Annotated in this window: 19 protein-coding genes and 1 tRNA gene; 9 read left to right on the top strand and 11 right to left on the bottom strand. The window is 70.8% G+C overall.

All coding sequences use genetic code 11. The annotated features are described in order from the left end of the window. Positions 1-39: 39 nt before the first annotated feature. The 5 genes from DNK56_RS00870 to DNK56_RS00890 form a co-directional block, all read right to left on the bottom strand. On the bottom strand, positions 40-1,497 hold the full coding sequence (locus tag DNK56_RS00870; RefSeq protein ID WP_111329727.1) for a peptidoglycan D,D-transpeptidase FtsI family protein: 1,458 nt from the start codon (positions 1,495-1,497) through the stop codon (positions 40-42). Next, positions 1,494-2,912, bottom strand: coding sequence for an FtsW/RodA/SpoVE family cell cycle protein (locus DNK56_RS00875; protein ID WP_111329729.1), 1,419 nt, complete (start codon positions 2,910-2,912; stop codon positions 1,494-1,496). Before DNK56_RS00875 ends, DNK56_RS00870 begins: the two co-directional genes overlap by 4 nt. 23 nt (positions 2,913-2,935) lie before the next feature. After that, positions 2,936-4,441: a Stp1/IreP family PP2C-type Ser/Thr phosphatase gene (locus DNK56_RS00880; RefSeq protein ID WP_111329731.1), complete on the bottom strand. Its 1,506-nt coding sequence runs from the start codon at positions 4,439-4,441 to the stop codon at positions 2,936-2,938. Positions 4,442-4,570: 129 nt separating this feature from the next. Next, positions 4,571-5,083, bottom strand: coding sequence for an FHA domain-containing protein FhaB/FipA (locus tag DNK56_RS00885; RefSeq protein WP_111329733.1), 513 nt, complete (start codon positions 5,081-5,083; stop codon positions 4,571-4,573). A 10-nt stretch (positions 5,084-5,093) separates the two neighbouring features. Next, positions 5,094-5,972 (bottom strand): FhaA domain-containing protein, encoded by an 879-nt coding sequence (locus DNK56_RS00890; RefSeq protein ID WP_111329735.1) that lies wholly within the window; start codon positions 5,970-5,972, stop codon positions 5,094-5,096. Between the two features lie 381 nt (positions 5,973-6,353). Here DNK56_RS00890 and DNK56_RS00895 point away from each other — a divergent pair. Beyond that, positions 6,354-6,436 (top strand) — tRNA-Leu (locus DNK56_RS00895). A 94-nt stretch (positions 6,437-6,530) separates the two neighbouring features. Here DNK56_RS00895 and DNK56_RS00900 read toward each other — a convergent pair. Then, on the bottom strand, positions 6,531-6,980 hold the full coding sequence (locus tag DNK56_RS00900; RefSeq protein WP_111329737.1) for a MarR family winged helix-turn-helix transcriptional regulator: 450 nt from the start codon (positions 6,978-6,980) through the stop codon (positions 6,531-6,533). A gap of 110 nt (positions 6,981-7,090) precedes the next feature. Between DNK56_RS00900 and DNK56_RS00905 the strand changes: the two genes are divergently transcribed. The 5 genes from DNK56_RS00905 to DNK56_RS00925 all read left to right on the top strand — a co-directional run bounded on the left by DNK56_RS00905 (position 7,091) and on the right by DNK56_RS00925 (position 12,455). After that, positions 7,091-8,206: a hypothetical protein gene (locus DNK56_RS00905; protein ID WP_111329739.1), complete on the top strand. Its 1,116-nt coding sequence runs from the start codon at positions 7,091-7,093 to the stop codon at positions 8,204-8,206. Between the two features lie 136 nt (positions 8,207-8,342). Then, on the top strand, positions 8,343-9,848 hold the full coding sequence (locus DNK56_RS00910) for a DUF2252 domain-containing protein (RefSeq protein ID WP_111329741.1): 1,506 nt from the start codon (positions 8,343-8,345) through the stop codon (positions 9,846-9,848). 35 nt (positions 9,849-9,883) lie between these two features. Next, positions 9,884-10,765: a hypothetical protein gene (locus DNK56_RS00915; RefSeq protein ID WP_111329743.1), complete on the top strand. Its 882-nt coding sequence runs from the start codon at positions 9,884-9,886 to the stop codon at positions 10,763-10,765. A 46-nt stretch (positions 10,766-10,811) separates the two neighbouring features. After that, the gene (locus DNK56_RS00920; protein ID WP_111329745.1) at positions 10,812-11,156 is read left to right on the top strand and encodes a rhodanese-like domain-containing protein; all 345 of its coding nucleotides are present in this window, start codon (positions 10,812-10,814) and stop codon (positions 11,154-11,156) included. Positions 11,157-11,390: 234 nt separating this feature from the next. After that, positions 11,391-12,455 (top strand): IS110 family transposase, encoded by a 1,065-nt coding sequence (locus DNK56_RS00925; RefSeq protein ID WP_111329747.1) that lies wholly within the window; start codon positions 11,391-11,393, stop codon positions 12,453-12,455. Between the two features lie 103 nt (positions 12,456-12,558). Here DNK56_RS00925 and DNK56_RS00930 read toward each other — a convergent pair whose 3' ends face one another. From DNK56_RS00930 to paaA, 5 genes are read right to left on the bottom strand one after another with little or no spacing between them, the layout of a single operon-like run. Then, entirely contained in the window at positions 12,559-13,617 is a 1,059-nt protein-coding gene (locus DNK56_RS00930; protein ID WP_111329749.1) for a 2Fe-2S iron-sulfur cluster-binding protein, read from the bottom strand. Next, entirely contained in the window at positions 13,618-14,118 is a 501-nt protein-coding gene (gene paaD, locus DNK56_RS00935) for a 1,2-phenylacetyl-CoA epoxidase subunit PaaD (RefSeq protein ID WP_111329751.1), read from the bottom strand. Continuing rightward, positions 14,112-14,813, bottom strand: a complete 702-nt coding sequence (paaC, locus tag DNK56_RS00940; protein ID WP_111329753.1) for a 1,2-phenylacetyl-CoA epoxidase subunit PaaC — start codon at positions 14,811-14,813, stop codon at positions 14,112-14,114. Before paaC ends, paaD begins: the two co-directional genes overlap by 7 nt. After that, positions 14,810-15,100, bottom strand: coding sequence for a 1,2-phenylacetyl-CoA epoxidase subunit PaaB (paaB, locus tag DNK56_RS00945; protein ID WP_111329755.1), 291 nt, complete (start codon positions 15,098-15,100; stop codon positions 14,810-14,812). The genes paaC and paaB overlap by 4 nt, the downstream gene beginning before the upstream one ends. Continuing rightward, on the bottom strand, positions 15,097-16,116 hold the full coding sequence (gene paaA, locus DNK56_RS00950) for a 1,2-phenylacetyl-CoA epoxidase subunit PaaA (protein ID WP_111329757.1): 1,020 nt from the start codon (positions 16,114-16,116) through the stop codon (positions 15,097-15,099). Before paaA ends, paaB begins: the two co-directional genes overlap by 4 nt. Before the next feature lie 114 nt (positions 16,117-16,230). Here paaA and DNK56_RS00955 point away from each other — a divergent pair, with 114 nt between their 5' ends. The 3 genes from DNK56_RS00955 to DNK56_RS00965 are packed head-to-tail and all read left to right on the top strand — an operon-like array spanning position 16,231 to position 18,919. Beyond that, complete coding sequence (locus DNK56_RS00955; protein WP_111335304.1) at positions 16,231-16,920, top strand: DUF5819 family protein; 690 nt, start codon at positions 16,231-16,233, stop codon at positions 16,918-16,920. Continuing rightward, positions 16,917-18,200, top strand: a complete 1,284-nt coding sequence (locus tag DNK56_RS00960; protein WP_111329759.1) for an HTTM domain-containing protein — start codon at positions 16,917-16,919, stop codon at positions 18,198-18,200. The genes DNK56_RS00955 and DNK56_RS00960 overlap by 4 nt, the downstream gene beginning before the upstream one ends. Further along, positions 18,197-18,919 carry a TrmH family RNA methyltransferase gene (locus tag DNK56_RS00965; protein ID WP_111329761.1) on the top strand — a complete coding sequence of 241 codons (723 nt, stop codon included), beginning with the start codon at positions 18,197-18,199 and terminating at the stop codon, positions 18,917-18,919. The genes DNK56_RS00960 and DNK56_RS00965 overlap by 4 nt, the downstream gene beginning before the upstream one ends. Positions 18,920-18,985: the final 66 nt, after the last annotated feature.

Genomic DNA, 18,985 nt, shown 5'->3' on the forward strand with positions numbered 1-18,985 from the left:
TATCCGCAGGTGCGCATTTGCGGTCAGGTGTGAGCGGTCTCACTTCTCGCTGTCGATGACCGCCTTCATGACCGCCTTGGCGATCGGGGCGGCCAGACCGCCACCGGAGACGTCGGCGCGGCTGGCGTCGCTGTCCTCCACGACGACGGCCACGGCCACCGGGGAGCCGTTGTCGGTCTTCGCGTACGAGATGAACCAGGCGTAGGGCTTCTCGCTGTTGTTCAGACCGTGCTGGGCCGTACCGGTCTTGCCACCTACCGTGACGCCGGGGATCTGGGCGTTGGTTCCCGTGCCCTTCTCGACGACGGTCTCCATCATTTCCTGGAGCTTCTGGGCGTTCTCGCCCGAGAGGGGCCGGCTGAGCTCCTCCTTCTCGTGCGTGTAGATGACGTCCAGGTTGGGTGCCTTGCGCTCGGCGACCATGTACGGCTGCATCAGCTTGCCGTCGTTGGCGACGGCGGCGGCGACCATCGCCATCTGGAGCGGAGTGGCGCGGTTGGACGCCTGGCCGATGCCCGCCATGGCGTTCTGCGGCCGGTTGTCCTCCGGGTAGACACTGATCTCCGCGCGGACCGGGGTGAAGATCTTCTTGTTGAAGCCGAACTTGTCGGCCTCCTCGATCATCTTCTCGTTGCCCAGGTCATCGCTGATCTTGCCGAAGACGGTGTTGCAGGAGTAGCGCAGCGCCTCGCGCAGAGAGGCGTTCTCGCACGGGATGTTGCCCTCGTTCTTCAGGTCGTCACGCGACTGCGGCAGCCGCCACGGCAGCGGCGACTCGGTGGCGTCGTCGATGTCCGTGTAGAGGCCGTTCTCCAGGGCCGCGGCCGCGGTGACGACCTTGAACGTCGAGCCGGGCGGGTACGTCTCGCGCAGCGCCCGGTTGAGCATCGGCTTGTCCTTGTCCTTCAGCAGGGCCTGCCAGGCCTTGGTGTCGGACGAGCCGTTGCCGGCGAAGGTCGAGGGGTCGTACGAGGGGGTGCTGGCGAGCGCCAGGATGGCGCCGGTGCGCGGGTCGATGGCGGCGACGGCGCCCTTCTTCTTCCCGAGGCCCTCGAAGGCGGCCTTCTGCGCGGCGCCGTTGAGCGTGGTGACGATGTTGCCGCCCTGCTTGTCGTCACCGGTGAACATCGACATCGTGCGGTTGAAGAACAGCTGGTCGTCGTTGCCGGTGAGGATGCCGTCCTCGATGCTCTCCAGCTGAGTGGCTCCGAACGCCTGTGAGGAGTAGCCGGTGACGGGGGCCCACATGGGACCGTTCTTCCAGACCCGCTTGTACTTGAAGTCGCTGTCCTCGGTCTCCTTGGAGCCGGTGATGGACTTGCCGTCCACGATGATGTTGCCGCGCTCGTGCGCGTACCGCTCGATGCGTACACGGCGGTTCTCGTCGCGGGTGTTGAGCTCGTCGGCCTTCACGTACTGCAGGTAGTTCGTCCGGGCGAGCAGGGCGAAGATCAGGACGCCGCAGAAGATCGCGATCCGGCGGAGGGGCTTGTTCACGGGCGGACCACCTGGGTCATCTCGGCGTCGGTCGAGGGTGCGGGGGTGGGCGCGGGCCGGCGGGCCGTGTCGCTGATGCGGATGAGGATGCCGATGAGGGCCCAGTTGGCGATCACGGACGAACCGCCGGCCGCGAGGAACGGCATCGTCATGCCGGTGAGCGGGATGAGGCCCATGACGCCGCCGGCGACGACGAAGACCTGGATGGCGAAGGCGCCGGAGAGCCCGATCGCGAGCAGCTTGCCGAAGGGGTCGCGGGCGGCGAGCGCCGTGCGGATGCCGCGCTCGACGATGAGGCCGTAGAGCAGCAGGACGGCCATCATTCCGGCGAGGCCCAACTCGTCACCCACGGTGGCGAGGACGAAGTCGGCGTTGGCGGCGAAGCCGATCAGGTCGGAGTGGCCCTGTCCCCAGCCGCTGCCGAGCGTGCCGCCCGAACCGAACGACATGATGGCGTTTCCGATCTGCTCGCAGGCGCCGCTCGTGTCCGTCGAGAAGCAGGCGAACGGGTCCTGCCAGGCGTTTACACGGGACTTGACGTGCTGTTCGAACGTCGCGACCCCCACGGCGCCGGCGGCCGACATCAGCAGTCCGAAGACGATCCAGCTGGTCCGCTCCGTGGCCACGTACAGCATGATCACGAAAAGGCCGAAGAACAGCAGGGAGGTACCGAGGTCGGTCTCGAAGACCAGGATCAGGATCGACAGCGCCCAGATGACGAGGATCGGGCCCAGGTCGCGTCCGCGCGGCAGGTACAGGCCCATGAAGCGCCGGCTGGCCAGCGCCAGGGCATCGCGCTTGACCATGAGATAGCCGGCGAAGAACACGGCGATGATGATCTTCGCGAACTCTCCCGGCTGGATGGAGAAGCCGGCGATGTTGATCCAGATCCTCGCGCCGAACTTGGCCGGGAAGAACATCGGCAGGATCAGCAGGAACAGCGCCACGACCATCGAGATGTACGTGTAGCGCTGAAGGATGCGGTGGTCCTTCAGCAGCAGCAGTACGCCGACGAATAGGGCCACGCCGATGGCGGAGTACATCAACTGGCGCGGTGCGGAGGGGGTGAAGACGCCGTAGAGGATCTCGGCACGCCGGATCAGCCTGGGCGACTGGTCCAGCCGCCAGATCAGCACCAGCCCCAGACCGTTCAGCAGCGTGGCCAGGGGCAGCAGCAGCGGGTCCGCGTACCGGGCGAACTTCCGCACGATGAGATGGGCGACACCGCCGAGCAGGATGAGCCCCGCCCCGTAACCGAACATGCCGGACGGGAGCTTGCCGTCGAGGGCCAGGCCCACGTTGGCGTAGGCGAACACCGAGATGGCGATGGCGAAGACCATCAGCATCAGTTCGGTGTTGCGTCTGCTCGGCGCGTCGATGGCGCCGATCGTGGTCGTGTTGGTGACAACGCTCATGGTGCTGAAGGCCCCCTACGGCTCTACTTCTTACCGCACTGCGGGACCAGCTTCTTCTCTTCCTCCGAGAGGCTGGGCCCAGGAGTGGGAGTCGTGGAAGTCTGCTCGGACTTGGTGTCGCCACCGGATTTCTTGTCGGACTTCGACGCCTTGGTGGCGTCGCCGTCCGTGCCCTGCGCCTGGCCCTCGTCGCCGTGGGCCTTCTCGGCCGCGCGGCGCTCCGCGTTCTTCCGGCAGGCCGAGGCCTGGACGGAGAGCTCGCTGATCTTCTCGCGGGCGTCGGCGAGGCTGCCCTCGGCGATCGTGTCCTCGACCTTCTTGCGCTGGTAGGGCGGGAGGTACTTGAGTTCGATCTCGGGGTGGTCGGTCTCGACCTTCGAGAGCGACAGCCAGCCGAGGTCCTGGCTGATGCCCCGGTACAGCGCGACGTTGTCGTTCTTCGCGCCGACGTAGTACTGGGTCTGGGTCCAGCGGTATCCGCCGTACAGACCGCCGCCGACCACGGCCAGGGCGAGCGCGATGTAGAGGGAGCGCTTGAGCCACTTGCGGCCGCCGCGCTTGTCGAAGTCGTCGTCGGTGTACGAGGAGAACGCCCCGTCGGGCATGTCGCCGTAGCCGGAGTCGTCACCGCTGCCGGGCGGGCCGAAGCTGCCGGCCGGGGGCGGCACGGGGCGGCCGAGGCCGGCCGCGCGTCCGGCGGGCGTCTGCATCGCGCCGCCGTCGTTCAGCTGGGCCGCCTGGTTCTCGGCGACCGCGCCGACGACGACCGGGGTGTCGTTGAGCTGCCCGGCCAGGGTGTCGTTGCTGTCGACGTCGAAGACGTCGGCGACGATGCAGGTGATGTTGTCCGGTCCGCCGCCGCGCAGGGCGAGCTGGATCAGGTCCTGGATGGTCTCCTGGGGGCCCTGGTAGCTGGCGAGCGTCTCCTCCATCGTCTGGTGGGAGACGACGCCGGAGAGGCCGTCGGAGCAGATCAGATAGCGGTCGCCGGCCCGGACCTCACGGATGGAGAGGTCGGGTTCGACGTGGTCGCCACTGCCCAGCGCGCGCATCAGCAGGGAGCGCTGCGGGTGGGTGGTGGCCTCCTCCTCCGTGATCCGGCCCTCGTCGACCAGCCGCTGGACCCAGGTGTGGTCCTGCGTGATCTGGGTGAGCACGCCGTCGCGCAGCAGGTACGCGCGCGAGTCGCCGACGTGGACCAGGCCGAGGCGCTGACCGGTCCAGAGCAGGGCGGTGAGCGTGGTGCCCATGCCCTCCAGCTGCGGGTCCTCCTCGACCATCATCCGCAGCTGGTCGTTGGCCCGCTGGACCGCCGTACCGAGCGAGGTGAGGATGTCGGAGCCCGGCACGTCGTCGTCGAGCTGGACGAGGGTGGAGATCACCTCGGAGCTGGCGACCTCACCGGCGGCCTGGCCGCCCATGCCGTCGGCGATCGCGAGAAGGCGGGGGCCGGCGTAGCCGGAGTCCTCGTTGCCCTCCCGGATCATGCCCTTGTGCGATCCGGCGGCGAAGCGCAGGGACAGACTCATGCGCACCTCACCCGTCGGTTCGGTGTACCGCCGGTCTCGAGCCACACTGCCCACCCTCCGGTCGGGAGCCCGGCCGGGTCCGATGCCCGGATGCCCGAGGCTCGCTCGCTCCGCTCGCTCATTGTCGTACTACTTCCGCAGCTCGATGACGGTCTTGCCGATCCGGATCGGCGCGCCCAGCGGAACAGGCGTGGGGGTGGTGAGGCGGGTCCGGTCCAGGTAGGTGCCGTTGGTGGACCCGAGATCCTCGACGATCCACTGGCCGTCACGGTCGGGGTAGATCCTGGCATGCCGGCTGGACGCGTAGTCGTCGTCCAGCACGATCGTTGAATCATGGGCGCGGCCCAGCGTGATGGTCTGCCCCTGGAGCGCCACCGTGGTGCCGGTGAGCGTGCCCTCGGAGACGACCAGCTTGGTCGGCGCCCCCCGGCGCTGGCGGCCGGACTGCTGGCGCTGCTGCGGCGGTGCCGCGTTCTGGCGTCCCTGGGGCGGACGCGCGTCGGTAGCGGTGCGGCGTGAGCCGCGCTGCGTGACGCGCGTTCCGAACAGGTCGCTGCGAATGACCTGGACGGCCACGATCACGAACAGCCACAGAACAGCCAGGAAACCTAGCCGCATGACCGTCAGGGTCAGCTCTGACATTGCCCCCGCTTCACCCTTCGGCTTGCCGGTAAACGATGGTGGTGCTGCCCACGACGATCCGCGAGCCGTCGCGGAGCGTAGCGCGGGTGGTGTGCTGCCCGTCTACCACGATGCCGTTGGTAGACCCGAGATCCTGGATCGTCGAGGGCGTTCCGGTCCTGATCTCACAGTGCCGGCGGGACACGCCGGGGTCGTCGATGCGCACGTCGGCGTCGGTGCTGCGGCCCATGACCAGGGTCGGGCGGGAGATCTGGTGGCGGGTGCCGTTGATCTCGATCCAGCGTCGCACCTGTGCGTTCGGCGGGGAGGTGGGGGTGGCCGGCGGGCGCCGGTCGTGGCCGCCGGGGCGCCCGGCGCCCGGCGGCGGGGCCGAGGGCATGGGCGGAGCGGAGGCCGGCGGGTAGCCGTAGCCGCCGGGAGCCTGCGGGGCGGGGCGACCGTGGTTCGGGTAGCCCTGCTGGGGGGCCTGGCCGCCGTAGCTCTGGCCCGGTCCCTGCCCCTGACCCTGTGACGAACTGGACGCCAGGGTGCGGCTGCGGACGCGGTAGAGGCCGGTGTCGAGGTCCTCCGCCTTCTCCAGGTGCACCTTGATCGGGCCCATGAAGGTGTACCGCTGCTGCTTGGCGTAGTCCCGGACGAGTCCGGACAGCTCGTCGCCGAGCTGGCCGGAGTAGGGGCTCAGACGCTCGTAGTCGGGCGCGCTCAGCTCGACGATGAAGTCATTGGGGACGACGGTGCGCTCACGGTTCCAGATGGTGGCGTTGTTGTCGCACTCCCGCTGGAGGGCACCCGCGATCTCGACCGGCTGGACCTCGGACTTGAAGACCTTGGCGAAAGTGCCGTTGACCAGACCTTCGAGACGCTGCTCGAAGCGCTTCATCACTCCCATGGGGCACCTCCTCCGGTGTCATCGTCCCTGTACTGCTTACTGATCGTATCCACGCGTCGGGAAATCGGCTGGTTCCCCTTGTCTGCCTTGGGGACGAGTGTCCCCCCTCACACGGATCGTAGAGGTGGCCTCCTCACAGTGTCCCGCACCTTGGACGCACTCAGGAGGAGTGGGGGCGACCGTTCCGGGTTCCCGGTTCCTTTCGGACGTTCCGCGAACTTCGGCCCGGGCGCTTCCTCGCCGGGGCCGGGCGTGCGGAGAGTGCCCCGGGAGCGGCGGGCGAAACAACGGATGTGAATCCACCCTGTCCAGCGTGCTAATCTTCCGGATGTCGCCAGGCGCTCGCACCAACAGGTGAGAGAGTCTGGAAGCACCACTCTTGCGCGAGTGGCGGAACGGCAGACGCGCTGGCTTCAGGTGCCAGTGTCCTTATGGACGTGGGGGTTCAAATCCCCCCTCGCGCACAAGAAGGAAGCCCCCCAGGCATCGCCCGGGGGGTTTCTTCGTATGCCAACCCAGCGGGCTCCCGTGTGTTTGGTTTCACGTGAAACGCCCGGATTACGCCTGTGGCGCGTCGCCCGACGCGTTGTAGCGCAGCAGATAGGCGGCGAACCGGGAAAGGTCGTCCGCCGTCCAGTCCGCGAGGCGCTCCTGATAGGCGGCGCGGCGGCTGGCCTGGCTGGCGGCGAGGGCCTGGGTGCCGGCCTCGGTGGGGTGCAGGACCTGAATGCGGTGGTCGTCCGGGTCGGGGTGGCGCTCGACCAGGCCCAGCTTCTCCAGACCGGCGACCTGCCGACTGACCGTGGACTTGTCGAGCATGTAGTGGGCCGCCAGATCGGTTGCCCGGCATCCCTGCTGGTCGTCGATGTGGGCGAGCAGCGTGTACGAGACGAGGGGAAGCTCCGGATGGAGCCGGGCTGCCGCGGCCCGCGCGCGGCGGGCGAAGGCGGTCAGTTCGCGCTGGATGACATCCAGCGAATCCTCGCGGTCTCCGGGGGTGCCTGGCACGGGCTCGCCTTCCTCAAAAGTTCAGTTGTATAGTACAACGGAATTGAAGTTGTAAAAGCCAACCAGTTGAGTTGGAGAAGCCAACGGTTGGCCGGTTGTCTGGAGTCCCCATGTCCGCAGGCCCGAGCGCCGCCACCGGTTCACCGGCGGGCGCGCTGCGTCACGTACTGACCCATCTCGTCACCCCGCTGCTGATGTGCGTCGGGATGGGGCTCGCCTACCTCGGCGCCTTCCACGCCCCGCAGCCGCACGATCTGCGGGTGGACGTGGTCGGCTCGGGGACGAGCGCCCAGGTGCTGGCGCAGACCCTCCAGGACGAGGGGGACGGGGCGCTGAGCGTGCGGACCGTCCCCGACCGCGCCACCGCGGCGGAGCATCTGCGCACACAGGCCGGCTACGGCGCCTACCTGCCGGGCGAAGCACCCGAACTGCTCGTCGCCTCCGCCTCGTCCGACACCAGCGCGACGGTTGTCGAGAAGGTCTTCACACGGGTCGCCGCCGGGCAGGGCGCCCCGCTGAAGGTGACCGACACGGCGCCCACGGCTGACGGCGACCCGACCGGCCAGGGCATCTTCTTCCTGCTGGTCGCCGTGAGCATCGGCTCGTACGCCTCCGTCGCCGTGATCGGCGGAGCCGGAGCGATGCTGCGGCTGAGGGTACGGGCGGCGCTGGCGCTGGGTGCCTCGCTGGTGGTGAGCGCCATCGGCGCGCTGTTCGCGGGGCCGCTGTTCGGGCTGGTGGACCAGGGGCTCGCGGGGCTCTGGGCCATGGCCTGGCTCTACTCGGCGGGCATCCTGCTGATCGGCGTGGGGCTGCACACCTTCCTCAAGCGCTGGACGACGCTCGGTGTGATGGTGCTGTTCGTGATGCTCAACTTCACCAGTTCCGGCGGGATCTTCCGCCCGGAGCTGCAGCCGGGCTTCTTCGGGGCGCTGCACTCCTTCTGGAACGGCGCGGGCTTCGTGGAGGGCGTCCGCAGCCATGTGTACTTCGGCGGTCACGCGCTGGGCGGGAACGTACTGGTGCTGGCCCTCTGGTTCGCCGCGGGCGTGGTGATGACGGGGCTCGCCGGGTTGGCCGAGAGGAGGCGCCGGGCCGCGGCCGCTCCTTCCGCCGCCTCGGCGGCCGTCCCTGCCGCTGCTCCTGCCGCCGTCGCCGCGGCAGCCGCCGGGGCGGTCGCGCCGGCCGAGGAGGAAGAGGAGATGGCGGAGGCGGTGGCGGTCTGACCTGCGGGAGAAGAGGCCGGCCGGAGTTATCCACAGGGGGAGACGGCGGTCGGGGTACGGCGGTACCGTCGGCGCAGTTGTTGTGGGGCAGGGACCCGGCGGCCGCGCCGGGCAGGGGTGGGGGAGGCTGCGCGCCATGGACCGAATCGAAACGGCACCGCCGCGGGTACGGCGGGACGGGCCCGGCGGTGTGGAGGCGGCGACGGGGGCGCGGGCCGCGCGCCCGGCAGGCCCGGGCGGGCCGCGCATACCGGCCGTGCCGGGGTTCGTGCGCCGTACGGACACGGCGTACGCGCAGGGCGCGGGGGGCCTGAAGGAGCGGGGCAAGGCGCTGCGGGCACGGGTGCCCCGGTCCACGCACGCGTCGCTGACCCTGCCCGCCGGCCGGCCCGACGCGGTGCGCGCGGTCGAGGAGTCCAACCGGGGCCGGGTGCCGACGCTGACGCCGATACGGGTGGGCCGGATGGCCGCCACACCGTTCGCCTTCCTGCGCGGTTCGGCCGGCCTGATGGCCCATGACCTCATGGGCACCCCGGTCACCGGCGTGGCCGCGCAGCTCTGCGGCGACGCGCACGCGGCCAACTTCGGGCTGTACGGCGACGCCCGAGGCAGCCTCGTCATCGACCTCAACGACTTCGACGAGACCGTGTCCGGCCCCTGGGAGTGGGACCTCAAGCGCCTGGCGACGTCCCTGGTGCTCGCCGGGCGCGAGGTCGGCGCCGACGAGGACGTCTGCCGCAAGGCCGCGTACGACACCGTGGGCGCCTATCGGCGGACGATGCGGCTGCTGGCCCGGATGCCCGCGCTGGACGCGTGGAACGCCATCGCGGACGAGGAGCTGGTCTCCCACGCCGACGCGCGGGACCTGCTCGGCACCCTGGAGCGGGTGTCCGAGAAGGCCCGCAACAACACCAGCGCCCGGTTCGCCGCGAAGTCCACGGAGGAGTGCGAGGACGGCGGCCGCCGCTTCGTCGACGCGCCCCCGGTGCTGCGCCGGGTCCCGGACGACGAGGCGGCCGCCGTGGCCGAAGGGCTCGGCGACTACCTGGGGACCGTCTCCGAGGACCGGCAGCCGCTGCTGGCCCGCTACGCGATACACGACGTGGCGTTCCGGGTGGTGGGCACGGGCAGCGTGGGCACCCGCTCGTACGTGGTGCTGCTGCTGGACCACCGGGGGGAGCCGCTGGTGCTCCAGGTGAAGGAGGCCAGGCCCTCCGTCCTGGCCCCGCATCTGGCCGCCGTGGGCTTCCCGGTGCCGGAGGTGGCGCACGAGGGACGGCGCGTGGTCCTCGGGCAGAAGCGGATGCAGGTCGTCAGCGACCATCTGCTGGGCTGGACCACGGTGGACGGCCGGCCCTTCCAGGTCCGGCAGTTCAGGAACCGGAAGGGCAGCGTCGACCCGGCCGCGCTGGCGGCCGACCAGGTGGACGACTACGGGCGCATGACCGGGGCCCTGCTGGCGCGGGCCCACGCGCACAGCGCGGACCCGAGGCTGCTGGCGGGCTACTGCGGCAAGAACGACGAACTGGACGAGGCGGTGGCGGCCTTCGCGGTGACCTACGCGGACCGCACGGAGGCGGACCACGCCGAACTGGTGCGGGCGATAGCGGCGGGACGCATGGCGGCGGAGAGCGGGGTGTAGTCCACGGGGGCCGCGCGGGGCCATACGCTGGACGGGTGAGCCACGAAGCCGCCGGGGCGCCGACCTCCCGGAACGACGAAGACCTGCAGGACGAGGCACGACCGGACGCCGGCCGCGACGAGGCGGCGGAGACCGCCGGGCCGGCGCGGCCCCAGGCGCGGCTCGCGCACGCCGTGCGGGTGGCGGAGCAGGCGCTGATCGAGTTCGAGATCGCGGTCGAGACGTTCAGGGTCGAGGTGGAGAACTTCTCCCGGCTGCACCACCAGCGGCTCGGCCCCATGTACGCCCGGCTCGACGAGCTGGACGCGCGGATCGCCGAGGCGCGGGCGGCCAGGACCGGTGACCCGGAGGACCTGCGCAAGGCGGAGGAGGCGCGGTCCGTCGTGATGCCCATGCCGGGCGTGGACGAGCTGTTCCACGACTGGATGGACTCCGACGGGCTGTCCCCGGAGGCGTCGGCGATGCTGACCGATCAGCCGGTCCGGCCGCCCAAGCGCGTCCGGCCCACCGAGAAGGCCCGCAAGCTGTACCGCGACCTGGTCCGCCGGGCCCACCCGGACCTCGCCCAGGACGATACGGAGCGGGCCAGGCGGGACGAGTTCATCGCCCGCGTCAACGCCGCCTACGGGCGCGGGGACGAGGCCCTGCTCGAGGAACTGGCCGACGAGTGGGCGGCCGGGCCGACCGCCCCGCAGCCGGAACTGAGCGAGACCGACGAGCTGTACGCCCGGCTGGACTGGCTGACCCGCCGCAAGGAACTGCTCTCCGAGGTCGCCCAGGACCTGGAGGAGAGCGCGATCGGCGCCATGCTGCGGATGGCCCCCGACGACCCGGACCAGCTCCTGGAGGAGATCGCCGAGCAACTGCTCGGTGAGGTGTCGAAGCGCGAGGCGGAACTCGCGGCTCTGGTGCAGTAGCGTTTTCGGTGACTCCGGAGCGTCCTGACGAGAGAAGGCATGACCCATGAATTTCGGCCCGCTTCCCACCGTCGACGTCGCCTCGGTACCGGCGGACGGCCTCGTGCTCGATGTCCGCGAGAACGACGAGTGGGCGGCCGGACACGTCGAGGGCGCCCTGCACATCCCGATGAGCGACTTCGTGGGCCGCTTCGGTGAGGTGACCGAGGCGGTGGAGGACGGCCGGCGCGTGCATGTGATGTGCCGGGTCGGCGGCCGGTCCGCGCAGGTCACCCAGTACCTGGTGCAGCGGGGGATCGACGCCGTGAACATCGACGGCGGCATGCTCGCCTGGGAGGGCGCGGGCCGCCCGATGGTCACCGACAACGGCGCCCAGGCCTTCGTCGCCTGACAGTGAGGATTAGCCATGGCATCGCCCGGGGGTCTGACTCTCCGCCTGACTGACGCTTCGGTTGTCCTTCTGGGGAATCGTCGGCCTGCCGGGCGATGCCGTCTGGCGCGTGGCCGGTCGGGCTTCCGTGACTTCATAGGAGCCCGGCCAAAGGTCCCATCACTGTCTTGTCTGTCTGCCCGACCGGCTCGCGCCCTCCCACCGTTGAGCGTTGGAAGGGCAGCACACACCAGCATGGCAGACGAGATAGCGGTGGTCGGCGGGATCGACACCCACACCGACCTCCACCAGGCAGCGGTCATCGACAGCATTGGCCGGCACCTGGCCACCAAGCGGTTCGAGACCACGCCGGAGGGATACCGGCGGCTGCTGGACTGGCTCCGGTCCCACGGTGAGGTCCTTGCCGTCGGGGTCGAGGGGACCGGTGCCTACGGCGCCGAGATCGCACGCTTCCTCACCGCGAACGGGGTCGCAGTGGTCGAGGTGGACCGGCCGGACCGCAAGGCGAGGCGCGACAACGGCAAATCCGACCCGATCGACGCCTACGGGGCCGCGACCGCGGTCCTCTCCGGCCGGGCCGGAGGAACACCCAAGGCGCGCAACGGGATCGTGGAGGCGATCCGCGCCCTGCGGGTCGTCCGCAAGAGCGCCGTCAAGGTCCGCACCCAGACCATCAACCAGATCCGCACCCTCATCGTCACCGCTCCCTCCGTGGTGCGGGACAAGCTGCGGGGACTGTCCACGCGGGAGCTGATCGACACCCTGGCCCGCTCCCGTCCGGCCGGTGAACTCGACGATCCAGCCTGCGCGGTGAAGACCGTCCTGCGGCGGCTCGCCCGCCGCTACCAGGCGCTGGACGAGGAGATCAAGGACGCGGACAAGGAGATCGGACCGCTGGTCACCAAGGCGGCCCCGAGGCTCATCGCCCTGCCGGGCCTCGGCCCCGAAACCGCCGGCCAGCTGCTGACGAGCGCGGGCGACAACCCCGACCGGCTCCGCTCCGAAGCAGCCTTCGCCCACCTCTGCGGGGCCGCACCGGTCCCGGCCTCCTCCGGCCGCACCAACCGCCACCGCCTCAATCGCGGCGGCGACCGCCAGGCCAACAACGCCCTCCACACCATCGTCCTGGTCCGCATGAAGTACGACCAGCGCACACGGGACTACGTCGCCCGACGCACCGCCGAAGGCATGGTCAAGAAGGACGTCATCCGGTGCCTGAAACGGTTCGTCGCCCGCGAGATCTACCGCCACCTACCCCATGTGATCCACACCACCAAACCGCTCCCACAGACCGCTTGACGATCTATAGGAGCTTCCACGCGTCGCCCGACCACGCCCGGGGGCCGGGACGCCCGCGCCGGCCGGCCCGACCACCGGGGACACCCCGGCCCGGCCCGGCCGCTCAGCGGTCGAAGTCGAGTTCGACCTCCTCGGTGACCGGGCGGGACTGGCAGGCCAGCACATAGCCCGCCTCCGTCTCCTCCGGCTCCAGGGCGTAGTTGCGGTCCATCCGCACCTCGCCCGAGACCAGGAACGCCCTGCAGGTGCCGCAGACGCCGCCCTTGCACGCGTACGGCGCGTCCGACCGGCTGCGCAACACCGTCTCCAGCAGCGATTCGCCCTCCGCCACCGGCCACGAGCCGGACCGGCCGCCGAGGGTCGCCGTGAGCGTGCTGCCGGCCGGGGCCTCGATCCGGGGGCCGGCGGGCGCCGTCGGTCCGTCCTCGACGTGGAAGATCTCCTGATGGACGCGTGAGCGGTCCACGCCCAGCTCCCGCAGCGCGCCCTCGGCGGCCCGGACCAGGCCCAGCGGCCCGCACAGGTACCAGCCGTCGATCCCGGCCACCGGCAGCAGCGCGGGCAGCAGCCCGGCGAGCCGTTCGCCGTCCAGCCTGCCCGAGGGCAGACCTGCCTGCCGCTCCTCCCGCGAGAGGGCGGTGACCAGCTGGAACCGGTCCGGGTAGCGGTCCTTCAGGTCGGCGACCTCGTCCAGGAACATCGTCGACGCCGCGGTGCGGTCGCTGCGGATCAGGCAGAACGTGGCGTCCGGCTCGCGGGCCAGCAGCGTGGCCGCCATCGACAGGACCGGGGTGATGCCGCTGCCCCCGACGATCGCCGCGAACCGGCCGGGGCGGGGCTCCAGCACGAAGCGGCCCATCGGCGGCATCGCCTCGACCGTGTCCCCGACGAGCAGTTCCTTGAGCGCGTACGTGGAGAACGCGCCGCCGTCCACGAGGCGGATGCCCACCCGCAGCGCCGGAGCGGCCGGGCTCTCGGGAGCCGGGGCACAGATCGAGTACGAGCGGCGGACCTCCTCGCCGTCCACGGTGTAGCGGACGTTGAGGTGCTGGCCGGGCCGGTGCCGGAAGGTGTCGTGCAGGTCGGGCGGGACGGCGAGGGTGACGGCCACCGAATCGTCCGTGAGCCGCTCGATCCCGCTGACCCGGAGCGGATGGAACATCTACAACTCCTTGAAGTGGTCGAACGGCTCCCGGCACGCCACGCAGCGCCGGAGCGCCTTGCAGGCGGTGGACGAGAACCGGCTGAGCAGCTCCGTCTCCGTCGAGCCGCAGTGCGGGCAGCGCACGGCCAGGGTGAGCGGCACGGGCCCGTCGGACGCGGTGTCGCGGGGCCGGGGCGGCGCTATGCCGAACTCGGCGAGCTTGCGCCGGCCCTCGGCCGTGATGTCGTCCGTGGACCAGGCGGGGGACAGGACCGTCTCCACGGACACCTCGGCTACCCCGTGGGCGTGCAGCACGCGTTCGATGTCGGCGGACATGGCCTCCATCGCCGGGCAGCCGGAGTAGGTCGGCGTCAGCCGGACGGTGACCCGGCCCGGTTCGCTCACGTCCACGCCCCGGACCACGCCCAGGTCCTCCAGCGTGAGCACGGGCAGTTCGGGGTCGGGCACCGAGCCCGCCAGGAACAGCAGCTCCTCCTCCAGGGAGGTCCAGGTCACCATGACGCCCCCGGATGGCTGCGGTGCAGATGCTGCATCTCGGCGAGCATCCGCCCGAACGGCTCGGTGTGGATGCCCTGCCGGCCCGCTCCGGCCGACCAGGCGCCGGACTGCGGGCCCGCCGGGACGGTCAGGGTCGCCCGGCCGAGGACGTCGCCGACGGTCTCCAGCCAGCGGTCGTGCAGGGCCTGCCAGTCCACGTCGACGCCTTCGACCGGCTGGAACAGCTCGCCGGTGCAGCGCCACAGCGCGTCCACCGCCCGCTGCATCCGCTCGTGGCTCTCGTCCGTGCCGTCGCCGAGGCGGAGCGTCCACTGTTCGGCGTGGTCCCGGTGGTAGGCGACCTCCTTGACGGCCTTGGCCGCGATCGCCGCGAACGGGCCGTCGCCGGCGGCCAGCTGCTCGTACAGCCCCTGTTGGTGGACGGAGAAGTAGAGCTGCCGTGCGATGGTGTGGGCGAAGTCGCCGTTCGGCTGCTCGACCAGCTGGACGTTGCGGAATGCGCGCTCCTCGCGGAGATAGGCCAGTTCGTCCTCGTCACCCACGAGGGAGAGCAGGAGCCGGGCCTGGCCCAGCAGGTCGAGGGCGATGTTGGCGAGGGCCACCTCCTCTTCCAGGACCGGGGCGTGGCCCGCCCACTCCCCCAGCCGGTGCGAGAGCACCAGCGCGTCGTCGCCGAGGGCGAGGGCCGCGGTCACAGGTGCTTCACCCCGTCCGGGATCTCGTAGAAGGTGGGGTGCCGGTAGGGCTTGTCACCGGCGGGCTCGAAGAAGGAGTCCTTCTCGTCCGGCGAGGAAGCCGTGATGTGGGCGGACGGCACGACCCATATCGAGACCCCTTCGGACCGGCGGGTGTAGAGGTCCCGCGCGTTGCGCAGGGCCATGTCGGCGTCCGGTGCGTGCAGGCTGCCGGCGTGGGTGTGGGAGAGCCCGCGCCGGGAGCGGACGAACACCTCCCACAGCGGCCAGTCCGTCGAGCTGCTCATGCTGTCGCCTTTCCCTTCGGTACGGCCGGACCCGCGCCGGACGTGTGCTTGCGGGCGTACGCTGCGGCGGCCTCGCGGACCCAGGCACCTTCCTCGTGCGCGCGGCGGCGCTGCCCGAGGCGCTGTTCGTTGCACGGCCCGTTGCCCTTCAGGACCTCCTGGAACTCCGTCCAGTCGATCGCACCGAAGTCGTGGCGGCCGAGCTCCTCGTTCCACCGGATGTCCGGGTCGGGGAGGGACAATCCGAGCGCGGCGGCCTGGGGGACGCAGATGTCCACGAAGCGCCGGCGCAGTTCGTCGTTGGAGTGGCGCTTGATCTTCCAGGCCATCGACTGCGCCGAGTGGGCCGAGGCGTCGTCCGGCGGGCCGAACATCATCAGGGAGGGCCACCACCAGCGGTTCACCGCGTCCTGGGCCATCTCGTGCTGCGCGGGGGTGCCGTTGCTCAGCGCGAGGAGCAGTTCGTAGCCCTGGCGCTGGTGGAACGACTCCTCCTTGCAGACGCGGACCATCGCGCGGGCGTAGGGGCCGTAGGAGCAGCGGCAGAGCGGGACCTGGTTGGTGATCGCGGCGCCATCCACCAGCCAGCCGATCGCGCCCACGTCCGCCCAGGTCAGCGTCGGGTAGTTGAAGATCGACGAATACCGCTGGCGGCCCGCGTGCAGCTTGTCGAGCAGTTCGTCGCGGCTGGTGCCGAGGGTTTCGGCGGCGCTGTACAGATATAGCCCGTGGCCCGCCTCGTCCTGCACCTTGGCCATGAGGATGGCCTTGCGGCGCAGCGAGGGGGCGCGGGTGATCCAGTTGGCCTCCGGCTGCATGCCGATGATCTCGGAGTGCGCGTGCTGGGCCATTTGCCTGACCAGCGACGCGCGATAGGCGTCCGGCATCCAGTCGCGCGGCTCGATGCGCTCGTCGGCCGCCACCGCGGCGTCGAAGGCCGCCTGCAGGGCGGCGTCCGCCCCCTGTGCACCGTCCGCCGCCGCCCGCGCTGCCCGGCTCGCAGTCCCTGCCGCCATCCCGACTCCCTACCGACCGATCGTTCGGTTCAACGTCTTCAATGGTGTGTCCGGGGCCCGTAGGGTGTCAACCCTGTGGATAACCGAGTGGACGAGCGGCGCGATCGGGGCGGGATGGATTCGGACGACGACAGCGGCGTCGGCGGGGGCGGCGGAATGGCCGCGCTCTCGTTTCCGTACCAAATCGTCGCCGCGGTGGCCCTCGGGGTCTTCGCGGTGCTCGCCTGCGTACAGCTGGCCATGGTGTTCCTGCACGTCGCGCCGTCCAACACGCTGACCAAGAAGCACGGCGCGGCCGTCGACGAGTGGGTCTACCCCGAGTTCGAGCAGAACTGGAAGCTGTTCGCCCCCAATCCGCTCCAGCAGAACGTCTCGGTGCAGGTCCGCACCGAGACCGCCGGTCCCAGCGGCCCGCGCACCTCGGCCTGGCGCAATCTCTCCGCCGAGGACGGCCGGGCGATACGCGGCAATCTGCTGCCCAGCCATGTGCAGCAGAACGAACTCCGCCGGGCCTGGGACTTCTACGTCGGATCGCACGACGACAAGAACCGCCCCAACGGCCTGCGCGGCACCCTCTCCGAGAAGTACGTCCGCCGCCTCGTGATGCTCCGGCTCGGCGCGTACCACGAGGGAGAGGCCGTCCTCCGTATCCAGATCAGGTCCGAGGTGCGGGCCGTTCCGGCGCCCGAGTGGAGTGACGAGAAGATCAGCACCGGCCCGTCCTACCGCGTCCTGCCCTGGTGGAAGGTCACCCCGGACGACCTGCCCCGGGGCGCCGCCGGATCAGAGGAGGCGGCACGGTGAGCACACCCCGCCCGGACCGCGCACTCGCCCGCTCCATCCAGCGCGTCACGGCCACGGCCCTGGGCCCGTACCAGACCGCCGTCGTCCGGATCGGCTTCGGCGCCACCTTCCTGGCGTTCCTGCTCCGCGAACTGCCCCACCGCCACGAGATGTACGGCCCCGACGCGCCCTGGCGCTGGGACCTGGCGCAACAGCTGATATCCGGGAACCAGGCGTTCACGGTCCTCATGTGGTCGGACAACAGCCTCTGGTTCGAGGTCGTCTACGCGCTGGCGATGCTCTCGTCCCTTCTGCTCATGCTGGGTTGGCACACCCGCGCCACCTCCGTCCTCTTCATGGCCGGGGTCCTCTCGCTGCAGAACCGCAGCATCTTCATGGGCGACGGCGGCGACAACGTCATCCATCTGATGGCCCTCTATCTGGTCCTGACCCGCTGCGGTCAGGTCTGGTCGCTGGACGCCAGGCGGGCACGGCGCCACGCGCGCGACGAGGCACGGAGCGTCGAGGAAGCGGTGGTTGCCGGGGGCCGGGAACCCGCCGCGCGGCGGGCCCCCGGTGAGCTTGCCGGGATCGTGCTGTGGGCGGTGCTCGGCTGCGTACTCGTCGTGGCCACCGCGGCCGGCGGTCTGGGGGGAACGCTGTGGCTGCCGATCCTTCTGTGGTGCCTGTGGGTGGGGCAGGCCGCGTGGTGGGCCGCCAACCGCTACGCGCCGTCCGGCGAGCCCCGCACGCTCCTCGACGTCATCGCCAACCTCGCCCACAACGCCGCCCTCGTCGTGATCATGGCCGAGGTCTGCCTGATCTACGCGACGGCCGGCTGGTACAAGATTCAGGGCTCGCGATGGCAGGACGGCACCGCGCTGTACTACCCGCTCAAGCTGGAGTACTTCACCCCGTGGCCCGCCCTGTCGGACCTGCTCGCCTCCAGTGGCGTCATGGTGATGGTGCTGTCGTACGCCACGGTCATCGTGCAGGTGGCCTTCCCGTTCACCCTCTTCAACCGGCGGGTCAAGAACGTCCTGCTGGTCGCGATGATCTGCGAGCACGCGGGGATCGCGATCCTGCTGGGGCTGCCGTTCTTCTCGATGGCCATGATCGCCGCCGACGCCGTCTTCCTGCCGACCGTGTTCCTGGTGTGGCTGGGCGGCCGGGTGACCCTTGGGCGACAGCGGCTGTTCCAGCGGCGGCGTGCCGTCGAGGTGCCCGCGCCCCGGGCCCCGGGGGACGGGACGGAGGCGGCTGGGCCCGGCGGAGGCGGGAGCCATACCCTCGTCGGGTGAGCAGCGAGACCGGCAGCACCGGTACCAGGAGCAACGGGAGCCCCGCGGACGGCGAGCCCGTGGACGGGCAGCCTGCCGGCGAGGAGCCCGCGCAGTACGACGAGGGGTTCGGCGCCCAGATCGGTGTCGGGCCGCATCCGCTGCCCTGGCCCGAGGACGAGCGGTACGACCCCGAGCTGCTGGCCGGGGGCGACCGGCGCAATGTGGGCGACCAGTACCGCTACTGGACCCGCGAGGCGATCGTCGCCGACCTCGATCTGCGCCGCCACGACTTCCACGTGGCCGTGGAGAACTGGGGCCACGACTTCAACATCGGGTCCGTCGTGCGCACCGCCAACGCCTTCCTGGCCAAGGAGGTGCACATCGTCGGACGGCGGCGCTGGAACCGGCGCGGGGCGATGGTCACCGACCGCTACCAGCACGTCCGCCACCACCCCGACACCGCGAGCCTGACCGCCTGGGCGGCCGCCGAGGACCTGCCGGTCATCGGCATCGACAACCTGCCCGGCGCGGTGCCGCTGGAGCGGACCGAGCTGCCCCGGCGGTGCGTGCTCCTGTTCGGGCAGGAGGGGCCGGGGCTGACGGAGGAGGCGCGGCGGCACGCGGCGATGGTGTGCTCGATCGCCCAGTTCGGCTCCACGCGGTCGATCAACGCGGGAGCGGCCGCGGCGATCGCCATGCACGCGTGGGTGGCGCGGTACGCGGTGATCCCGGGCTGAGGCGGGGGCCGGGGCCGCCGCCCACCGCGCCCGGCCCCCGCGCTCCCCCGTTCTCAAGGGCCGGGC

This window comes from Streptomyces sp. AC1-42W, assembly GCF_003248355.1.
In the GTDB taxonomy this organism is placed as follows: domain Bacteria; phylum Actinomycetota; class Actinomycetes; order Streptomycetales; family Streptomycetaceae; genus Streptomyces.